The organism is Mycolicibacterium cosmeticum, assembly GCF_000613185.1.
Lineage (GTDB): Bacteria > Actinomycetota > Actinomycetes > Mycobacteriales > Mycobacteriaceae > Mycobacterium > Mycobacterium cosmeticum.
This window is the reverse complement of record NZ_CCBB010000002.1, coordinates 408,038-421,150: the sequence shown is the minus strand read 5'-3', so window position 1 is coordinate 421,150 and position 13,113 is coordinate 408,038. Positions and strand designations below refer to the sequence as shown.

General features: G+C 67.2%; 15 protein-coding genes. 4 read left to right on the top strand and 11 right to left on the bottom strand.

Translation table 11 applies throughout. The annotated features are described in order from the left end of the window. Window positions 1-2: 2 nt before the first annotated feature. The 3 genes from BN977_RS17250 to BN977_RS17240 all read left to right on the top strand — a co-directional run bounded on the left by BN977_RS17250 (window position 3) and on the right by BN977_RS17240 (window position 3,550). Window positions 3-1,157: an acyl-CoA dehydrogenase family protein gene (locus BN977_RS17250; protein ID WP_005061035.1), complete on the top strand. Its 1,155-nt coding sequence runs from the start codon at window positions 3-5 to the stop codon at window positions 1,155-1,157. 26 nt (window positions 1,158-1,183) lie between these two features. Continuing rightward, on the top strand, window positions 1,184-2,737 hold the full coding sequence (locus BN977_RS17245) for an acyl-CoA synthetase (RefSeq protein WP_005061033.1): 1,554 nt from the start codon (window positions 1,184-1,186) through the stop codon (window positions 2,735-2,737). Window positions 2,738-2,956: 219 nt separating this feature from the next. Beyond that, window positions 2,957-3,550, top strand: a complete 594-nt coding sequence (locus tag BN977_RS17240) for a TetR/AcrR family transcriptional regulator (RefSeq protein WP_005061028.1) — start codon at window positions 2,957-2,959, stop codon at window positions 3,548-3,550. Here BN977_RS17240 and BN977_RS17235 read toward each other — a convergent pair. From BN977_RS17235 to BN977_RS17185, 11 genes are all read right to left on the bottom strand, one after another. Further along, window positions 3,547-5,271: an acyclic terpene utilization AtuA family protein gene (locus BN977_RS17235; protein WP_005061026.1), complete on the bottom strand. Its 1,725-nt coding sequence runs from the start codon at window positions 5,269-5,271 to the stop codon at window positions 3,547-3,549. The two genes, BN977_RS17240 and BN977_RS17235, sit on opposite strands and share 4 nt — an antisense overlap. After that, window positions 5,268-6,080, bottom strand: a complete 813-nt coding sequence (locus BN977_RS17230) for a TIGR03084 family metal-binding protein (protein ID WP_005061024.1) — start codon at window positions 6,078-6,080, stop codon at window positions 5,268-5,270. Before BN977_RS17230 ends, BN977_RS17235 begins: the two co-directional genes overlap by 4 nt. Before the next feature lies 1 nt (window position 6,081). Then, window positions 6,082-6,849, bottom strand: a complete 768-nt coding sequence (locus BN977_RS17225) for an enoyl-CoA hydratase/isomerase family protein (protein WP_005061022.1) — start codon at window positions 6,847-6,849, stop codon at window positions 6,082-6,084. Between the two features lie 43 nt (window positions 6,850-6,892). Beyond that, complete coding sequence (locus tag BN977_RS17220; RefSeq protein ID WP_005061019.1) at window positions 6,893-7,363, bottom strand: hotdog family protein; 471 nt, start codon at window positions 7,361-7,363, stop codon at window positions 6,893-6,895. Next, window positions 7,360-7,851, bottom strand: a complete 492-nt coding sequence (locus BN977_RS17215; RefSeq protein ID WP_005061017.1) for an FAS1-like dehydratase domain-containing protein — start codon at window positions 7,849-7,851, stop codon at window positions 7,360-7,362. The genes BN977_RS17220 and BN977_RS17215 overlap by 4 nt, the downstream gene beginning before the upstream one ends. A 32-nt stretch (window positions 7,852-7,883) precedes the next feature. Next, entirely contained in the window at window positions 7,884-8,309 is a 426-nt protein-coding gene (locus tag BN977_RS17210) for a dihydroxy-acid dehydratase (RefSeq protein ID WP_005061016.1), read from the bottom strand. Continuing rightward, entirely contained in the window at window positions 8,306-8,764 is a 459-nt protein-coding gene (locus tag BN977_RS17205) for an FAS1-like dehydratase domain-containing protein (protein ID WP_005061013.1), read from the bottom strand. The genes BN977_RS17210 and BN977_RS17205 overlap by 4 nt, the downstream gene beginning before the upstream one ends. Beyond that, window positions 8,757-9,800 carry an LLM class flavin-dependent oxidoreductase gene (locus tag BN977_RS17200; RefSeq protein WP_005061011.1) on the bottom strand — a complete coding sequence of 348 codons (1,044 nt, stop codon included), beginning with the start codon at window positions 9,798-9,800 and terminating at the stop codon, window positions 8,757-8,759. The genes BN977_RS17205 and BN977_RS17200 overlap by 8 nt, the downstream gene beginning before the upstream one ends. Then, a complete protein-coding gene (locus BN977_RS17195; RefSeq protein WP_005061010.1) occupies window positions 9,797-10,234 on the bottom strand; it encodes a Zn-ribbon domain-containing OB-fold protein in 438 nt (145 codons plus the stop codon). The genes BN977_RS17200 and BN977_RS17195 overlap by 4 nt, the downstream gene beginning before the upstream one ends. Then, window positions 10,231-11,397, bottom strand: a complete 1,167-nt coding sequence (locus tag BN977_RS17190; protein ID WP_005061005.1) for a thiolase family protein — start codon at window positions 11,395-11,397, stop codon at window positions 10,231-10,233. Before BN977_RS17190 ends, BN977_RS17195 begins: the two co-directional genes overlap by 4 nt. Before the next feature lie 271 nt (window positions 11,398-11,668). Beyond that, on the bottom strand, window positions 11,669-12,673 hold the full coding sequence (locus BN977_RS17185; protein ID WP_005061003.1) for a helix-turn-helix domain-containing protein: 1,005 nt from the start codon (window positions 12,671-12,673) through the stop codon (window positions 11,669-11,671). A gap of 115 nt (window positions 12,674-12,788) precedes the next feature. On the opposite strand from BN977_RS17185, the gene BN977_RS17180 reads away from it, so the two are divergent. Next, a complete protein-coding gene (locus BN977_RS17180; RefSeq protein ID WP_005061001.1) occupies window positions 12,789-13,109 on the top strand; it encodes a 2Fe-2S iron-sulfur cluster-binding protein in 321 nt (106 codons plus the stop codon). The last annotated feature ends 4 nt before the right edge of the window (window positions 13,110-13,113 follow it).

The window sequence follows — 13,113 nt, the reverse complement described above, 5'->3', positions numbered from 1 at the left end:
TCATGGAATTGCACGAGACAGCGGAACGTCAGGACCTGCGCAAGGCGGTCGCCGAGATCGCCAAGGACTTCGGACACGAGTACTACCTGGAAAAGTCGCTGGCCGGCGCGAAAAGCACCGAGCTGTGGCAGGCCGTGGGCAAACAGGGCTTCCTCGGGGTGAACCTTTCCGAGCAGTACGGCGGCGGCGGCGGCGGCATCTACGACATGCAGATCGTCGGTGAGGAGCTCGCCGCGGCGGGCTGCCCGCTGCTGATGACCGTCGTCTCGCCGACCATCTGCGGCACGATCATCCAGGCATTCGGCAGTGAGGAACTCAAGCAGCAGTGGCTGCCGGGCATCGCCAGCGGCGAGACGATCATGGCATTCGCGATCACCGAGCCGGACGCGGGCTCGAACTCGCACAACATCTCCACGACCGCGAAACGCGACGGCGACGACTGGGTCATCAACGGCACCAAGTACTACATTTCTGGTGTCGACGAAGCCGAAGCGATCCTGGTCGTCACCCGAACGTCTACCAACGACAGTGGTCGCGGACTACTCAGCTTGCTCGTCGTGCCCACCGATGTCCGCGGGCTCACCAAGTCACTCATCCCGGTGCAGGCGGTCACTCCAGAGAAGCAGTTCACTCTATTCTTCGATGACGTCCGCGTGCCGGCCGCCAACCTTATCGGCGCGGAGAACGAGGGCCTGCGCCAGGTCTTCATGGGCCTGAACCCGGAGCGAATCATGGGGGCGGCGCTCGGCAACGGCATCGGTCGCTACGCGCTGGATAAAGCCGCCGATTACGCCCGCAACCGCCACGTGTGGGGAGCGCCGATCGGCTCGCACCAGGGCGTATCGCACCCGCTCGCCCACGCCAAGATCCAGGTTGAGCTGGCCCGGTTGATGACTCAGCGTGCCGCCGCCCTGCACGACGCCGGCGATCCGGGGTCGGGTGAGGCGTCGAACATGGCGAAATATGCCGCAGCCGAGGCGGGCATCCTGGCGCTCGACCAGGCGATTCAGACCCACGGCGGCAACGGCATGGCCACCGAGTACGGCCTCGCCACGTTGTGGGGTCCGGCCCGGCTCATGCGCACCGCGCCGATCAGCCGCGAAATGATCCTCAACTTCGTGGCGCAGCACAGCCTGAAACTGCCCGCGTCCTACTGAGTCGCCGCGGAATGAAAGGGAATCGCATGAAACTCGGCATCGGTCAGTGGGTGACCCGGCGCGCCTTCCTCAACGGCGGGCGCACCGCGTTGATCAGCAACGGCGCGCACATCACCTACGCCGACCTCGATCGGCGCACCAACCAGGTCGCCGCCGCACTCATCGCCCTCGGCGTGCGCAAGGGCGATCGGGTCGCGATGCTGCTGGTCAATTCGACCGAGTTCATCGAGGTGCTGCTGGGCTGCGCCAAAATGGGCGCACTTGCAGTTCCGCTCAACGTGCGCCTTGCCGGACCCGAGATCGGCTACATCCTGGCCGACTCAGGCGCCGATGTTCTGGTCTTCCACGAGCCGTTCGCCGCGCAGGCCAGGAGCGCCGTCACCGAGTCCGGAGTCCGCGTGCGCCATGTCGTGCGCGCCGGTGGGGTGCCGGCGCCGGGCGAGCTCGGCTACGAAGACGTCGTCTCGGGCGCCGCGCTCGAACCGCTCAACGGTGACGTCGACGGCAGCGACCCCGCGTTCATCATGTACACGTCGGGGACGACGGGCCGACCCAAGGGCGCGATCCTCACCCACGACAACCTGCTATGGAACGCGATCAACGTCCTCGGCACCGACATCGGCCTGCGGGGCGAGGACGTCACCGTCGCGGTGGCGCCGATGTTCCACATCGGCGGGCTGGGAGTACACACCCTGCCGCTGCTCTACGTCGGCGGCACCAGCGTCATCATGCCGTCCTTCGAGCCGCGAGCTACGCTGCAGGCGATGGCCGACCACCACGTCACGGTTCAGTTCATGGTGCCGGCCATGTGGACCGCTCTCACACAGGTGTCCGACTTCGACTCCTTCAACCTGTCTGCGCTGCGTTTCGCCATGGGCGGCGGGTCGCCCGTCCCTCTCACGGTCATCGACTTCATGCGCGAGCGAGGCGTGCCCTTCACCGAGGGCTTCGGCATGACCGAGACCGCTCCCCTGGTGACCGTCCTAGACGCCGAGAACATCAGCAAGCGGGCCGGGTCGATCGGCCGCGTCGCAATGCATGTCGACGCCCGCATCGTCGACGACGACGACCGCGACGTCGCGACCGACACCGTGGGCGAACTGATCGTGCGCGGCCCGAATGTGTTCACCGGCTACTGGATGAAGGCCGAGGCGAGCGCCGAGGCGTTACGCGGGGGCTGGTTCCACACGGGCGACCTCGGGCGCATGGACGCCGAGGGCTTCATCACCCTCGTCGACCGCAAGAAGGACATGATCATCTCCGGCGGCGAGAACGTCTACCCGATCGAGGTCGAGCAAGTTCTCTTCCGCCACCCGGCGGTACTCGACGCCGCCGTGATCGGCGGCAAGGACTCAAAGTGGGGCGAACGCGTCGTCGCGATCGTCGTCGCCGACCCGGCAACACAGGCACCGAGCGCCGAGGAGATCGTGGCGTGGTGCCGGGAGCGGCTGGCGCACTTCAAGTGTCCGCGTGACGTGCACTTCGTCGCCGAACTGCCGCGCAACGCCACCGGCAAGCTGCTCAAGACCGAGCTGCGCGCGCAGTTCACGGGCATCGAGGGCGGAGTCGTTTTGCGCTGAGTCGTGCCGCTGCACATCGCGGGTTCGAAGCAGGGCCCCTAAATCATGAACTGAGAAGAGGATGCGACAGCATCGGCGGGGGCTAGCGGTTTCGTTCACCTCCCTTGATTTGGTGCGGCGGGTGCCGACGCAGGCAACCCCAGCGCCGGTAGGATCCCAGCCCGGCCCAGCGGATCGGACGGCGAACAACGTAACCACAAATCGACAGGAGGCCTGAAAGTGGCCGGTTTGCGCCGCAAACTGCTCCTCGAGGCCGCCGCCGACCTGTTCGCGCGGCAAGGCTTTCACGCCGTGGGCATCGACGACATCGGTGCCGCAGCAGGGGTGAGCGGGCCGGCCGTCTACCGGCACTTTCAGAACAAGGACGCGATCCTGCGCGAGTTATGCGACGCCGCCATGACTGAGCTGCTGGCTGGCGCCCGGCGCGCCACCAACGCCGGCACACCGACGGAGGTCCTGCACGCCCTTGTCGACCTACACGCGGCCTTCGGCGCGCGACGACGCGGCCTGTTGGCCGTCTACGCCCGCGAGCACCGCTCGCTGTCGCCGCTGGCGACCCGTGCCCTGCGACGCCGACAGCACAGGTACGAGTCCTTCTGGGTCGACGCGCTCGTACGAGCACGGGGCGATCTGGACCGTGAGCGCGCACAGGGCCTGGTCGCCGCCGTGCTGTCATTGCTCAACGCGTCCGCGTACATGCCGGCGTCGCTGGACGACGCGACGATTGAGGCGATGCTGGCCGCCGCGGCCGTTGCGGCGCTGTTCAGCGGCGCGGTTACACAGCAGGTAGACGGCGCCCCGCACCGGATTTAGTGTGTGACGAGCAGCGACTGGGGAATGTCCACCATGCGGGACCGCACATATTCCCCGAGCCCCTTGGCCTGCGCGTCCGGCCGGGTCGAGGAGGCCACTCCGTCACCGAGCAAGCCGTGCACCACCACGTTGAGGGCGCGCAAGTTCGGCAGTTCGAAGCGCTCGATGGGCAGGTGCGCCGTCTCCGGCCCGAGCAGTGTGCGCAGCCGCTCGACGCTGAAGTAGTCGCGCGCCCACGCGTACCCAGGGTCATCCCGTGCCCACAGGCCGAGGTTAGCGTTGCCGCCCTTGTCTCCGGACCGCGCGCCGAGTACCGACCCGAGCGGCGCACGACGTGTCGGCCCGGACGGCACCGGCAGCTTCGCGGGCGGGGCAATCCCAGCCGGCGGGACGGCACCGGTCGGCGGGTCGGGGATCTCGTGCCGTGTGCCGTCGGCGTCGACCAGTACGTGCGTGAGGGCCGAGCGCGCAACGTAGGCCGGCCGGTAGATGCCGAAGGCGGTCTCCGAGGACGGTGGCGTGGTGGTGTGGAAGCCGGCGAAACCGGCCAGGGCGATCTCCATGACCCCGCCGGAGAATGCTCGGCCCACCTTGCGCGGGTCGGCGTCCTTGACCGTCACACGCAGGTGCGCGCAGGCTTGCTCGTTCGTCGGTGCATCGGAGACGTCGAAACGCAACAGCCTCACGTCGACTTCGTCGAAGGCGTCGCGTCCGCCGAGAACGTCGAAGAGCTGCTGTTCGGCGAAGGCCGCCTTGGCCTCGATGTCGAGGCCGGTGAGCACCATGGTCATCGTGTTACGGAAGCCGCCCACCTCATTCAACGCCACCTTCAACGTGTCCGGCGGCGGACTGCCTTTCGTACCGCTGATCGCGACGCGGTGCTCATCCTGTTGAGCCAGCCGGATGGTGTCGAAGTGGGCGACGACGTCGGGGCCGAGGTAGGCAGGTTCAGCGATCTCGTAGAGCAGCTGGGCGGTGACCGTGCCGACTGAGACCAATCCTCCCGTGCCGGGATGCTTCGTGATCACCGAAGAGCCGTCCTCGGCGACCTCGGCGATCGGAAACCCCGGGTAGCGGCGGTCGGTGATCTCGTCGAGGAACGCGTAGTTGCCGCCTGTCGCCTGAGGGCCGCACTCGATCACGTGCCCGGCGACGACCGCGCCCGCGAGCCGATCCCAGTCCTCGGGCGCCCAGCTGTGCCACCAGGCGGCTGGACCGACCACCAGGGATGCGTCGGTGACCCGGCCGGTCACGACGACGTCGGCGCCCGAACGCAGCGCCTCGGTGATGCCCCAGGCGCCGAGGTAGGCGTTGGCCGATACCGGTTTGATGTCGCCGACGGGCGGCGTGATTGCGTGGAGGCCGCCACGTAGGTCGTCGCCCTCGACGTGCGCGACGCGCGCGGTGAGGCCGAGACGTGCGGACAGCTCGCGCAACGCGGCGGCCAAGCCGGCGGGATTGAGCCCGCCCGCGTTCGCGACGACCTTGATGCCACGATCGAGACAGGTGCCCAGCACCTGTTCCATTTGGGTGAGGAAAGTCCGCGCGTACCCGCCGGACGGGTCTTTGGCCTGGGCCTTGGCCAGGATGAGCATGGTCAGCTCGGCCAAATAGTCACCGCACAGGACATCGATCGGACCGCCCTCGACCATCTCGCGGGCTGCGGCGATGCGGTCGCCGTAAAAGCCGGAGCAGTTGCCGATGCGGACCGGGACGCTCACCGCTGCCCCCCTGCGAACTGGCCCGCCACGCGCCCGCCGCCAGGGGGCCCCGCGAAGGCCTGGGCGATCGCGAGCCACTGGTCGGCCAGCGGTCCGTCGGCGACCAAAGCGGTGTCGTCGCGGTGGCGGCGTTGGGTCACCAACAGGCAAAAGTCCAGCGCCGGCCCGCTCACGCGGTTGGCGGCGTCGGCTGGCCCCCACGTCCAGACGCTGCCGTCCGGAGCGGTCAGCTCGACGCGTACCGGGTCCGCGGGGAGGTCCAGACCGTTGGCCAGGTAGCTGAAAGCGCGCGCACCCACCCCGATGTGGGCCACGTGCCGCAGCCGTGCCGTGGCCTCGCGGGTCGCGCCGAGCGCGTCGACGATGTCCTGGCCGTGCGCCCAGGTCTCCATGAGTCGCGCTGTCAGCGACGAGACCGCGCTCATCGGCGGCCCGAACCACGGCAGGCGGGTCGCCGGGGCAATGTCCGCGAACGCCGCAACGAGGGCTGCACGCGACGTGTCGAACCACGCGAGCAGGTCGGCAGCCGGCATTTGACGGTAGCGCTCAGCGATGACGTCGGGTGAGATGCTTCCGTCGGCCATCATCGGCAGGTAGTCGCTGCTGAAACCGTCGGGGTCGGTGGCCGAGCGCACCGCCACGTCGTCGAAGAACGCCAGATGGCTGATCTGGTCGCGGATCGCCCAGCCCACGGCCGGAGTCGGCGCGTCCCAGCCGCGCGGACCTTCGGGCAGCGGTGCGATGAGTTCGCGCAACGCGGCCGTTTCGGCTTCGATGTCGACGATTACCGACTGCATGGTCACCGCCATGTCAGCGTCCCTTCCACTGTGGTGCGCGCTTCTCGCGGAACGCCGTAGGGCCTTCCTGCGCGTCGTCGCTCAGATAGACCGGCTCCCATATCTCGTCGGCCAGGTCGTAGGCGGCGGCGAGGGGGTGCTGTGCCGAGAGGTACACGGTGCGCTTGGACGCAAGCACCGATAGCGGTGCGTTCGCGGCGATGCTGAGCGCCAACTGCTGGGTACGCTCGCGCAACTGATCGGCTGGCACCACCTCGTTGACCAAGCCGACCTGGTGGGCGCGCTCGGCGGTGATCGGCTCGCCGGTCAGCAGGATCTGCATGGCGATGCGCGGAGGCACCAGCCAGGACAGGGGTGCCGCCCAGGGCGACCCGCGGCCGACTTTGACCTCGCTGACGGCGAAGGTCGCGTGTTCGGCAGCCACGACCAGGTCGCACTGCTGCGCGAGCAGGAAGCCCCCGGCGAAAGCGACACCGTTGACGGCCGCGATCGTCGGCTTCGCGACATCGATGTTGCGGCCGAACTGCGGAGCGAAGTCCTTCGGCGGAACCTTGAGCGCGTTGTGCGCCATCTCCTTCAAGTCCCCGCCGGCACAGAACGCCTTATCGCCCACGCCGGTGAGGACGAGCACCTTCGCCGCGTCGTCGTCATTGAAGCGGCGTACCGCGTCGAAAAGCCCCGTGCGCACAGCGTTGTTCAGCGCGTTGCGCGCCTCGGGCCGGTTGATCGTCAGCCAGGCCACGCTGTCGACGACCTCGTAGCGAATCGGTTGCTCGGCCACCGAGCCTCCGTCCCTCACCGTCGCCTCGCATGTGAGTGGCAGTTCACCCCGGCACCTCGACAAACGGGTCGGCCAGCTCAACGGTGGCTTCACTCGGCACGCACGGACCAGCTTCGCTCGAGACGAGCAACTCGAGGTCGACGAGGCGCCGTCCGCCATCGTCGCGTTTGGCCACGACCTTGCCGCTCAGGGTCGCGGTCTGGCCCGGGTAGATCGACCGGATCATTGAGATTCTGCGGCGCCGGATGAGTGCGTCGGGTCCGGCCCATTCGTTGAGGCCGCGGTCGATGAAGCCATGGAAGAAGAGGGTTGACAGGTAGATCGTGCGCTGGCCCTGGCTGCGCGCGTAGTCGGGGTCGTGGTGACCGGGGAACCAGTCCCATGTCGAAGCCGCGTTCATGCAGATGCGCTTGTAGCTGATGTCGATCGAGACGGGCGTCAGGGTGTCGCCGACGGCGATGTCCTCGAACCGCACGGGGACGCGGACCATGCTGTGCTCGGCGGAGTCGTTCATGATGCGCCGTCACTATCGGCAGTGTCGTATCGGAAGAGCACGTTGGTGTTGCGGCCGATGACCTCACCGTGCTGGTCGGAGAAGGTGCTCACCGTGGTGATGAACACGCCGGTGCCCACCCGCGTCGTCTTCGGCTCGGAGATCGAGGCGATCTCCTCCACGATCGACACGTGATCGCCTACCCGGGGCCGGCGTTCGAACTCCGTCGTCGTCGAGGCGTTGATGATGTGGTGGCCCGGCAACGGGACGCTGAGCGCGAACATCATGTCGGCACGCGCTAGGTACCCGGGCACCCACTGCGGCGCGAAGCCGAGGCTCATCAGCAGCCCGGGCGGGCAGTCCTCACCCTCCCAGTAACGGGGGTTCGCGTCCTCGACGAGCGAGCAGTAGTACAACACCATCGAGCGGTCGATCGGGAACCACGCATGCCGCGGTTCGGAGCGATGACCGACCCACGCCCGGCCTTCGTCGAAGGTCCCGAACGTCATCCCGAGGCCGGTGACGTCGCTCGTTGGCGCGCTCACCGGGCCACCTGCACGACGGCGCTCCCCTTTATCGCGGGTTCGCCGGTCTGGCGCGTGACCACGAGTTCGAGGTCTGCCACCTGGTGCCCTCCGGCCTCGCGCACGCCGGTGACCCTGCCGCCGAAGCTGAGCAGGTCACCGGGCCATACCTGACCAGTGAACCGGATGCGGAACGAGCGGATGTTGGCCAGCCCCACCCAGGCGGTCAGCCGCTGCGCGAGCACACCGCCGTGCAGCAGTCCCATACCGAACACACCGGGCATGCCGGCCGCGCGGGCGAACTCCTCGTCGTGGTGGATCGGGTTGAAGTCGCCGCCGGAGCCGGCGTAGCGGACGATGTGCGAGCGCGTCAGCGGGCCGAACTGTGAGCTCGGCATCTCGTCGCCGATGGCCAACGCCACCGGCGCGGGGGATGTCGTCATTGGGTGGAGCCTCCGGTTTCGATCAAGACGTCGGTCTGGCGCACGACGAGTTCGTCGCGCTGGTTGGTGAAGTCGGTCTCGATCGTCACGATTGTCATGGTGCCGCCGCGCTTGCCCTCGCGGCTGGTCACGTTCGACACCCGACGAGTCTCGGTGAGCTCGTCGCCGACGAACACCGGCGCGAAATACTCCCAGCCGCACTCACCGTGCAGTACGCGTCGCAGGTCGAGCCCGAGGGCGCCGAACATATCGTCGTCGGCGCGCCAGTGAGCCGAGGAGACTACGAAGGTCGGAGGAGCGGGGATCGCGCCGAAGCCGGCGGCGCGGGCGGCCGCGACGTCCTGGTAGACCGGGTCGCGGTCGCCGAGCGAAAGTGCGAACTCGCGCACTTTGGACCGGTCGACGGGAAACGTGGTCCTCCCGAGTTGCGTCCCGATGAGCGATGCGTCAGCCACTCTGGTCACCTTTCCCGCCGGCGAAGGCCGGCGCACAATCGCGAATGAGGCTGCCGAGGTTCTCGGCGATGCGCTCGGGCGCGAGGCCAATCGAGGGTGAGTAGAGAACGATGTGGTCCAGCACGCCCTCGTAGCGGCGCAGCCCTTCTCGGACCTCGGCGGCGGTGCCGGCCACCGCCATCGCGTCGATCATGTCGTCGGTGACCGCGGCGAACATGGCCGGCAGGTCACGCCGCGCGAACGCGTCGCGGATGGCCGCTCCCTGCCTGGCGAAACCGCTGACGTCGAGCACGTGCTCGTAGGTCTTCACCGAGGAGTAGAACGCGATCTGCTGCGCGGCCTCACGACGTGCGATCTGTGGGTCGTCGTGCACCGCGCAGATGACCATTGAGACGATCTCAATGTCGGCGGGATCGCGTCCGGCCCGCTCCGCACCGCGCACGACGGCTGGGCGGGCGACCTCCTCGACGTAGTTCGTGGTGAACAGCGGATGACCAGCCAACCCGTCGGCTACGCGCCCTGCCACCTCGCACATCCGCGGACGCACGCCCGCGGTGATGATCGGGATCGCTCGCTTCGGCGGCGCGACGTCGCCGGTTGGGACGAGATTCATCCGGTAGAAGCGCCCCTCATGGCGCACGGGGCCCTCGTGCAGGTTCCAGATCCGACGCACGAGCGGGACCAGCTCCTCCATGCGCAGAGCGGGAGCGGAGGTGTCCTCCACGCCGTGCCAGTCGCTCATCATGCGGCGTGTGCCGTTGCCGAGCCCGAGTACGACGCGCCCGCCTGAAAGCTCGTCGAGGTCACGCGCCTCGGTGGCGAGCACGAGCGGGCTGCGCCCGACGCCATACAGGATCGACGACCCGATGCGGCAGCGCTTTGTGCGCGCGGCCATCGCGGCCATCGAGATCGAGCCGGAGCGCGAGTAGAACTCCGAGGCCCAGGCGGCGTCGAAGCCGGCGAGGTCGGTAGCCTCGGCGGTCTCGACAAGGGTGGCCAAGTCCGCGCCGAGCACCGAGACCCCGTACGTGCTCACGACGCCGCCGGCCTGAATCGGACCAGCCCAAGGTCCTCGTTCACCCGCTCGAACACTGCGCGCACTCTTGCGCCGATCGCAACTTCATCGGGGGCCACGCCCTCGAGACTGGCCAACAACTGCGGCCCCTCGTCCAGACGAACGAGCACGACGACGTACGGCTCGCTGCGCGGGAACGAGTCCCACGGGGGGCGGTACACCGGCGCGAAACTGACGATCTCACCAGTACCCGCCGCGGTCTCCCAGGCCAACTCACCGTCATGGCAGACGGGACACACCAGCCGCGGGTAGAGGAACGGGTGGCCGTTCGCGCACCGCTGGAAGACGAGTACGCCGCGGGCCGCTGCTGCGAAGTAGGGACGGTTGACATCGGTCAGCGGCGGCAGCGCCTCAGGATCGTGCAAACCGTCGAGCGAACTCGAAGCTGCGGTCATGACGCTCCCTCCATCACCATGCTGACGTGACTGCACAGCATCGAGCCGTAGCTGTGCACGAACGCGGTGTCCGCCCCGAAGACCTGACGGCCCTCGGCGCGACCGGACAACTGCCAATAACCCTCGAGGATCTGCGAAATGCCAGAGGAGGTCCCGGTGTGCCCGAACCGGATCAGGCCGCCGTCAGTGTTCACCGGAAGGTCGCCGCCCGGATCGGCGCGGCCGTCACGGTAGAAATCGCCTGCCCCGCCGGGCTTCACGAAGCCCGCCTCCTCCAGGATCATCGCCGGGTTTGAGGCGAAGGCGTCGTAGAGCAAGGCGATGTCGATGTCGGCCGGCGCCCGTCCGGAGCGCTCGAAGGCCATCGGACCAGAACGGGCGGCCCCGGTACGACCGGGGCGGGCCAGCGAGGTCAGGAAGCCGTGGGTGTGACCCTCTCCAAACCCGAGCAGGTGTACCGGCCGGTGTTTGCCCTGGCGGGCCCGGCGGGCCGAGCCCAGCACGAGCGCGCCACCGCCCTCGCAGGGAATCGAGCAGTGGTAGAAGTGGAACGGCCCGGCGATCGGTCGGGACGCCAGCACGTCCTCCACGCTCAGGCGTTGCGAGCGGTGCGCGATCGCCGCGGGGTTCAGCGCCGCCCAGCGGTCCTGCGACGCGGTGACCTCGGCGATGTCCGCCTTGCCCTGTCCTGTCTCGTGCATCCATGCCTGCGCGATCAAGCCGTAGAGCGCCGGCACGGACGGTCCGTAGGGCATCTCGAACGCGTGGTCACACACCAGCGCCATCAGTTCGCGCCCGCCATCGCGTATCGGCGGAAACTTGCCCGCCGACACGACCAGCACCGTCTCGGCCTCGCCTCGGGCGATGACGTTACTCGCCATGCGCGTCATGGCCAGATGGGTCCCGCCGCCAAGCTGACAGGTCATCTGAAGTTTCAGGTTGTGCAGCCCGAGATAGTCCATGAGGTCCTCGGACAGGAAGACCGAGCCCTCGTTCGTCATCGGCCCAGCGCACACGAGACCGTCGACCTCGTCTGGGGCCACCCCTGCGTCGGCGAGAGCCGCGACCGCGGCGCGCACATGCAATTCAGTGGAGGTGTTCGGAACGTTTCTTCCTGGAGTGAGTTCGGCGGCACCAATGATGGCCGGCTGGTCGTGTGACATCCGGGCTCCTCTCGACCACGCGTTCAACGCCGACCCCGACGTGAACGACGGTTAGCATAGCGTGCCCGGCGGTCCGAGTCACCCCCGCCCCTAGCGCGGTATGAAAAATCTGGAAAATCGTTGCGGCTCTTCCCAAGACGGTGCCGGGATGACCAGAACCCGCGCCGCTCGTGTCGTTTCTCGACCCTGTCCACGTGACAGATGCGGCCGATCGTGGAGCCCGCCGGTTCCGATGGGCGCCCAGCACACGCCAGGACGGATCTATGCGCGCTCAGTCGCGCGTTCTTCTGAAGTGGCGCGGTGAACGACCGGTCCACCGTTTGAAGGCATGTGTGAAGTTCGTGAGGTCCGCGTACCCGAGTTCTGCCGCGATCTCGCTCACAGACACCGATCTGTCGAGAAGTCGCAGAATTGCTCGCTCCTGCAAGAACGACTGACGTAATTCGCGAAAGGTGGTCCCCTCTTCGCGCAGGCGCCGCTTCAGCGTGCTCGGGGATATCGAGAGCTCGCCCGCCGTCCGGCTGATGTTCGTTTGTCCGGGATCTTTCTCCAGCAGGTCTCTAACTTTTTCGGAGAACGATGCGTCACGTCGTTGATCGAGAGTTCGCTGCAAATCGGTGACGGCAATCCGATACGCCACAGGATCGGTGAATCGACAGACCTCTTCGAGTGTAGCCGCGGGAACGTGGATGAACGAGCTGGGGGCGTCGAAGAAGATCCGACCCGCCAACACTTCGTCATGAAGAACCCACGACTCCGGCGCTGAATGACTCAGATGCAGTTCAATATTCGGTACGGCACCCGCAAGCATGTCGAGCAGACGCAGCAGCGCCAGCCCACCGTAGGTGACGGCCAGGCAGTTCAGGGCCGCGTCACCGGTGCGACCGGTGAGCCCGATCGTCAGGCCGCGTTCCGTCGAATGGAACGACGGGCTGAGGGCTGTGGTGATCACCGGCAGATAAGCGAGCAACTCGACAACCTCGGCTACCGAGCCCGCACTGACCAAGGGAACACTGAGTGCCCCAAAGGACGTCAGTTTGGCGTGTTCAGCGAACGCGAAACCCAGACGGGTTCCCTGATCACAATCGAAATCGGAATATATCTCCCTGAACCACCGTAAGGGGACCTGTGCGTCGCGGCCCACCAACATCGACTCGGTGACGTGCTCGCGAACCATGATGCTGCGCAGCGCAATGCTGGCGTCATGCCCCAGCGCCTCACTGTCCAGCATCTGCAGGAAAGCCAGCGCTGGCATACCCGAGTCGTCGAGTTTCACGTGCCTCCCTGCGCGTGAGCTAAAAACACAACTCTTTGACTCTTGCGAGCCTAGCGACGCTGGTCACGCGCGACAAAACTCGTTAGGAGAAGTTCCAGATTGAGGAGAGTCAACCATGGCAGTCGTCACCTTCGTCTCTCATGACGGCGAGAAGTACGAAGCCCCCTTGACCGAAGGGCAGTCCTTGATGCAGATCGCGGTCAATAACGCGGTGCCCGGCATCGACGGCGATTGCGGAGGGGAAGCCGCATGCGGAACATGCCACGTGATCGTCGCTCCCGAGTGGTCGGACACGGTGGGACTCTGCGGCGCCAACGAAGAGGAGATGCTCGCGATGAACCCCGAGCGTCAGCCGACGTCGAGGCTGTCCTGCCAGATGGCCGCCTCCGAGGCATGGGATGGCATGACGGTCGAGCTACCTGAGTTCCAGCTCTGAAACA

Coding starts and splice junctions, on each gene's coding strand:
- BN977_RS17215 (WP_005061017.1), bottom strand. CDS start 7,851: ATGACGTTCGGGACCTTCGACGAAGGCCGGGCGTGGGTCGGTCATCGC.
- BN977_RS17230 (WP_005061024.1), bottom strand. CDS start 6,080: ATGGCGGTGACCATGCAGTCGGTAATCGTCGACATCGAAGCCGAAACG.
- BN977_RS17180 (WP_005061001.1), top strand. CDS start 12,789: ATGGCAGTCGTCACCTTCGTCTCTCATGACGGCGAGAAGTACGAAGCC.
- BN977_RS17250 (WP_005061035.1), top strand. CDS start 3: ATGGAATTGCACGAGACAGCGGAACGTCAGGACCTGCGCAAGGCGGTC.
- BN977_RS17245 (WP_005061033.1), top strand. CDS start 1,184: ATGAAACTCGGCATCGGTCAGTGGGTGACCCGGCGCGCCTTCCTCAAC.
- BN977_RS17190 (WP_005061005.1), bottom strand. CDS start 11,397: ATGTCACACGACCAGCCGGCCATCATTGGTGCCGCCGAACTCACTCCA.
- BN977_RS17195 (WP_005061010.1), bottom strand. CDS start 10,234: ATGACCGCAGCTTCGAGTTCGCTCGACGGTTTGCACGATCCTGAGGCG.
- BN977_RS17210 (WP_005061016.1), bottom strand. CDS start 8,309: ATGACGACATCCCCCGCGCCGGTGGCGTTGGCCATCGGCGACGAGATG.
- BN977_RS17220 (WP_005061019.1), bottom strand. CDS start 7,363: ATGAACGACTCCGCCGAGCACAGCATGGTCCGCGTCCCCGTGCGGTTC.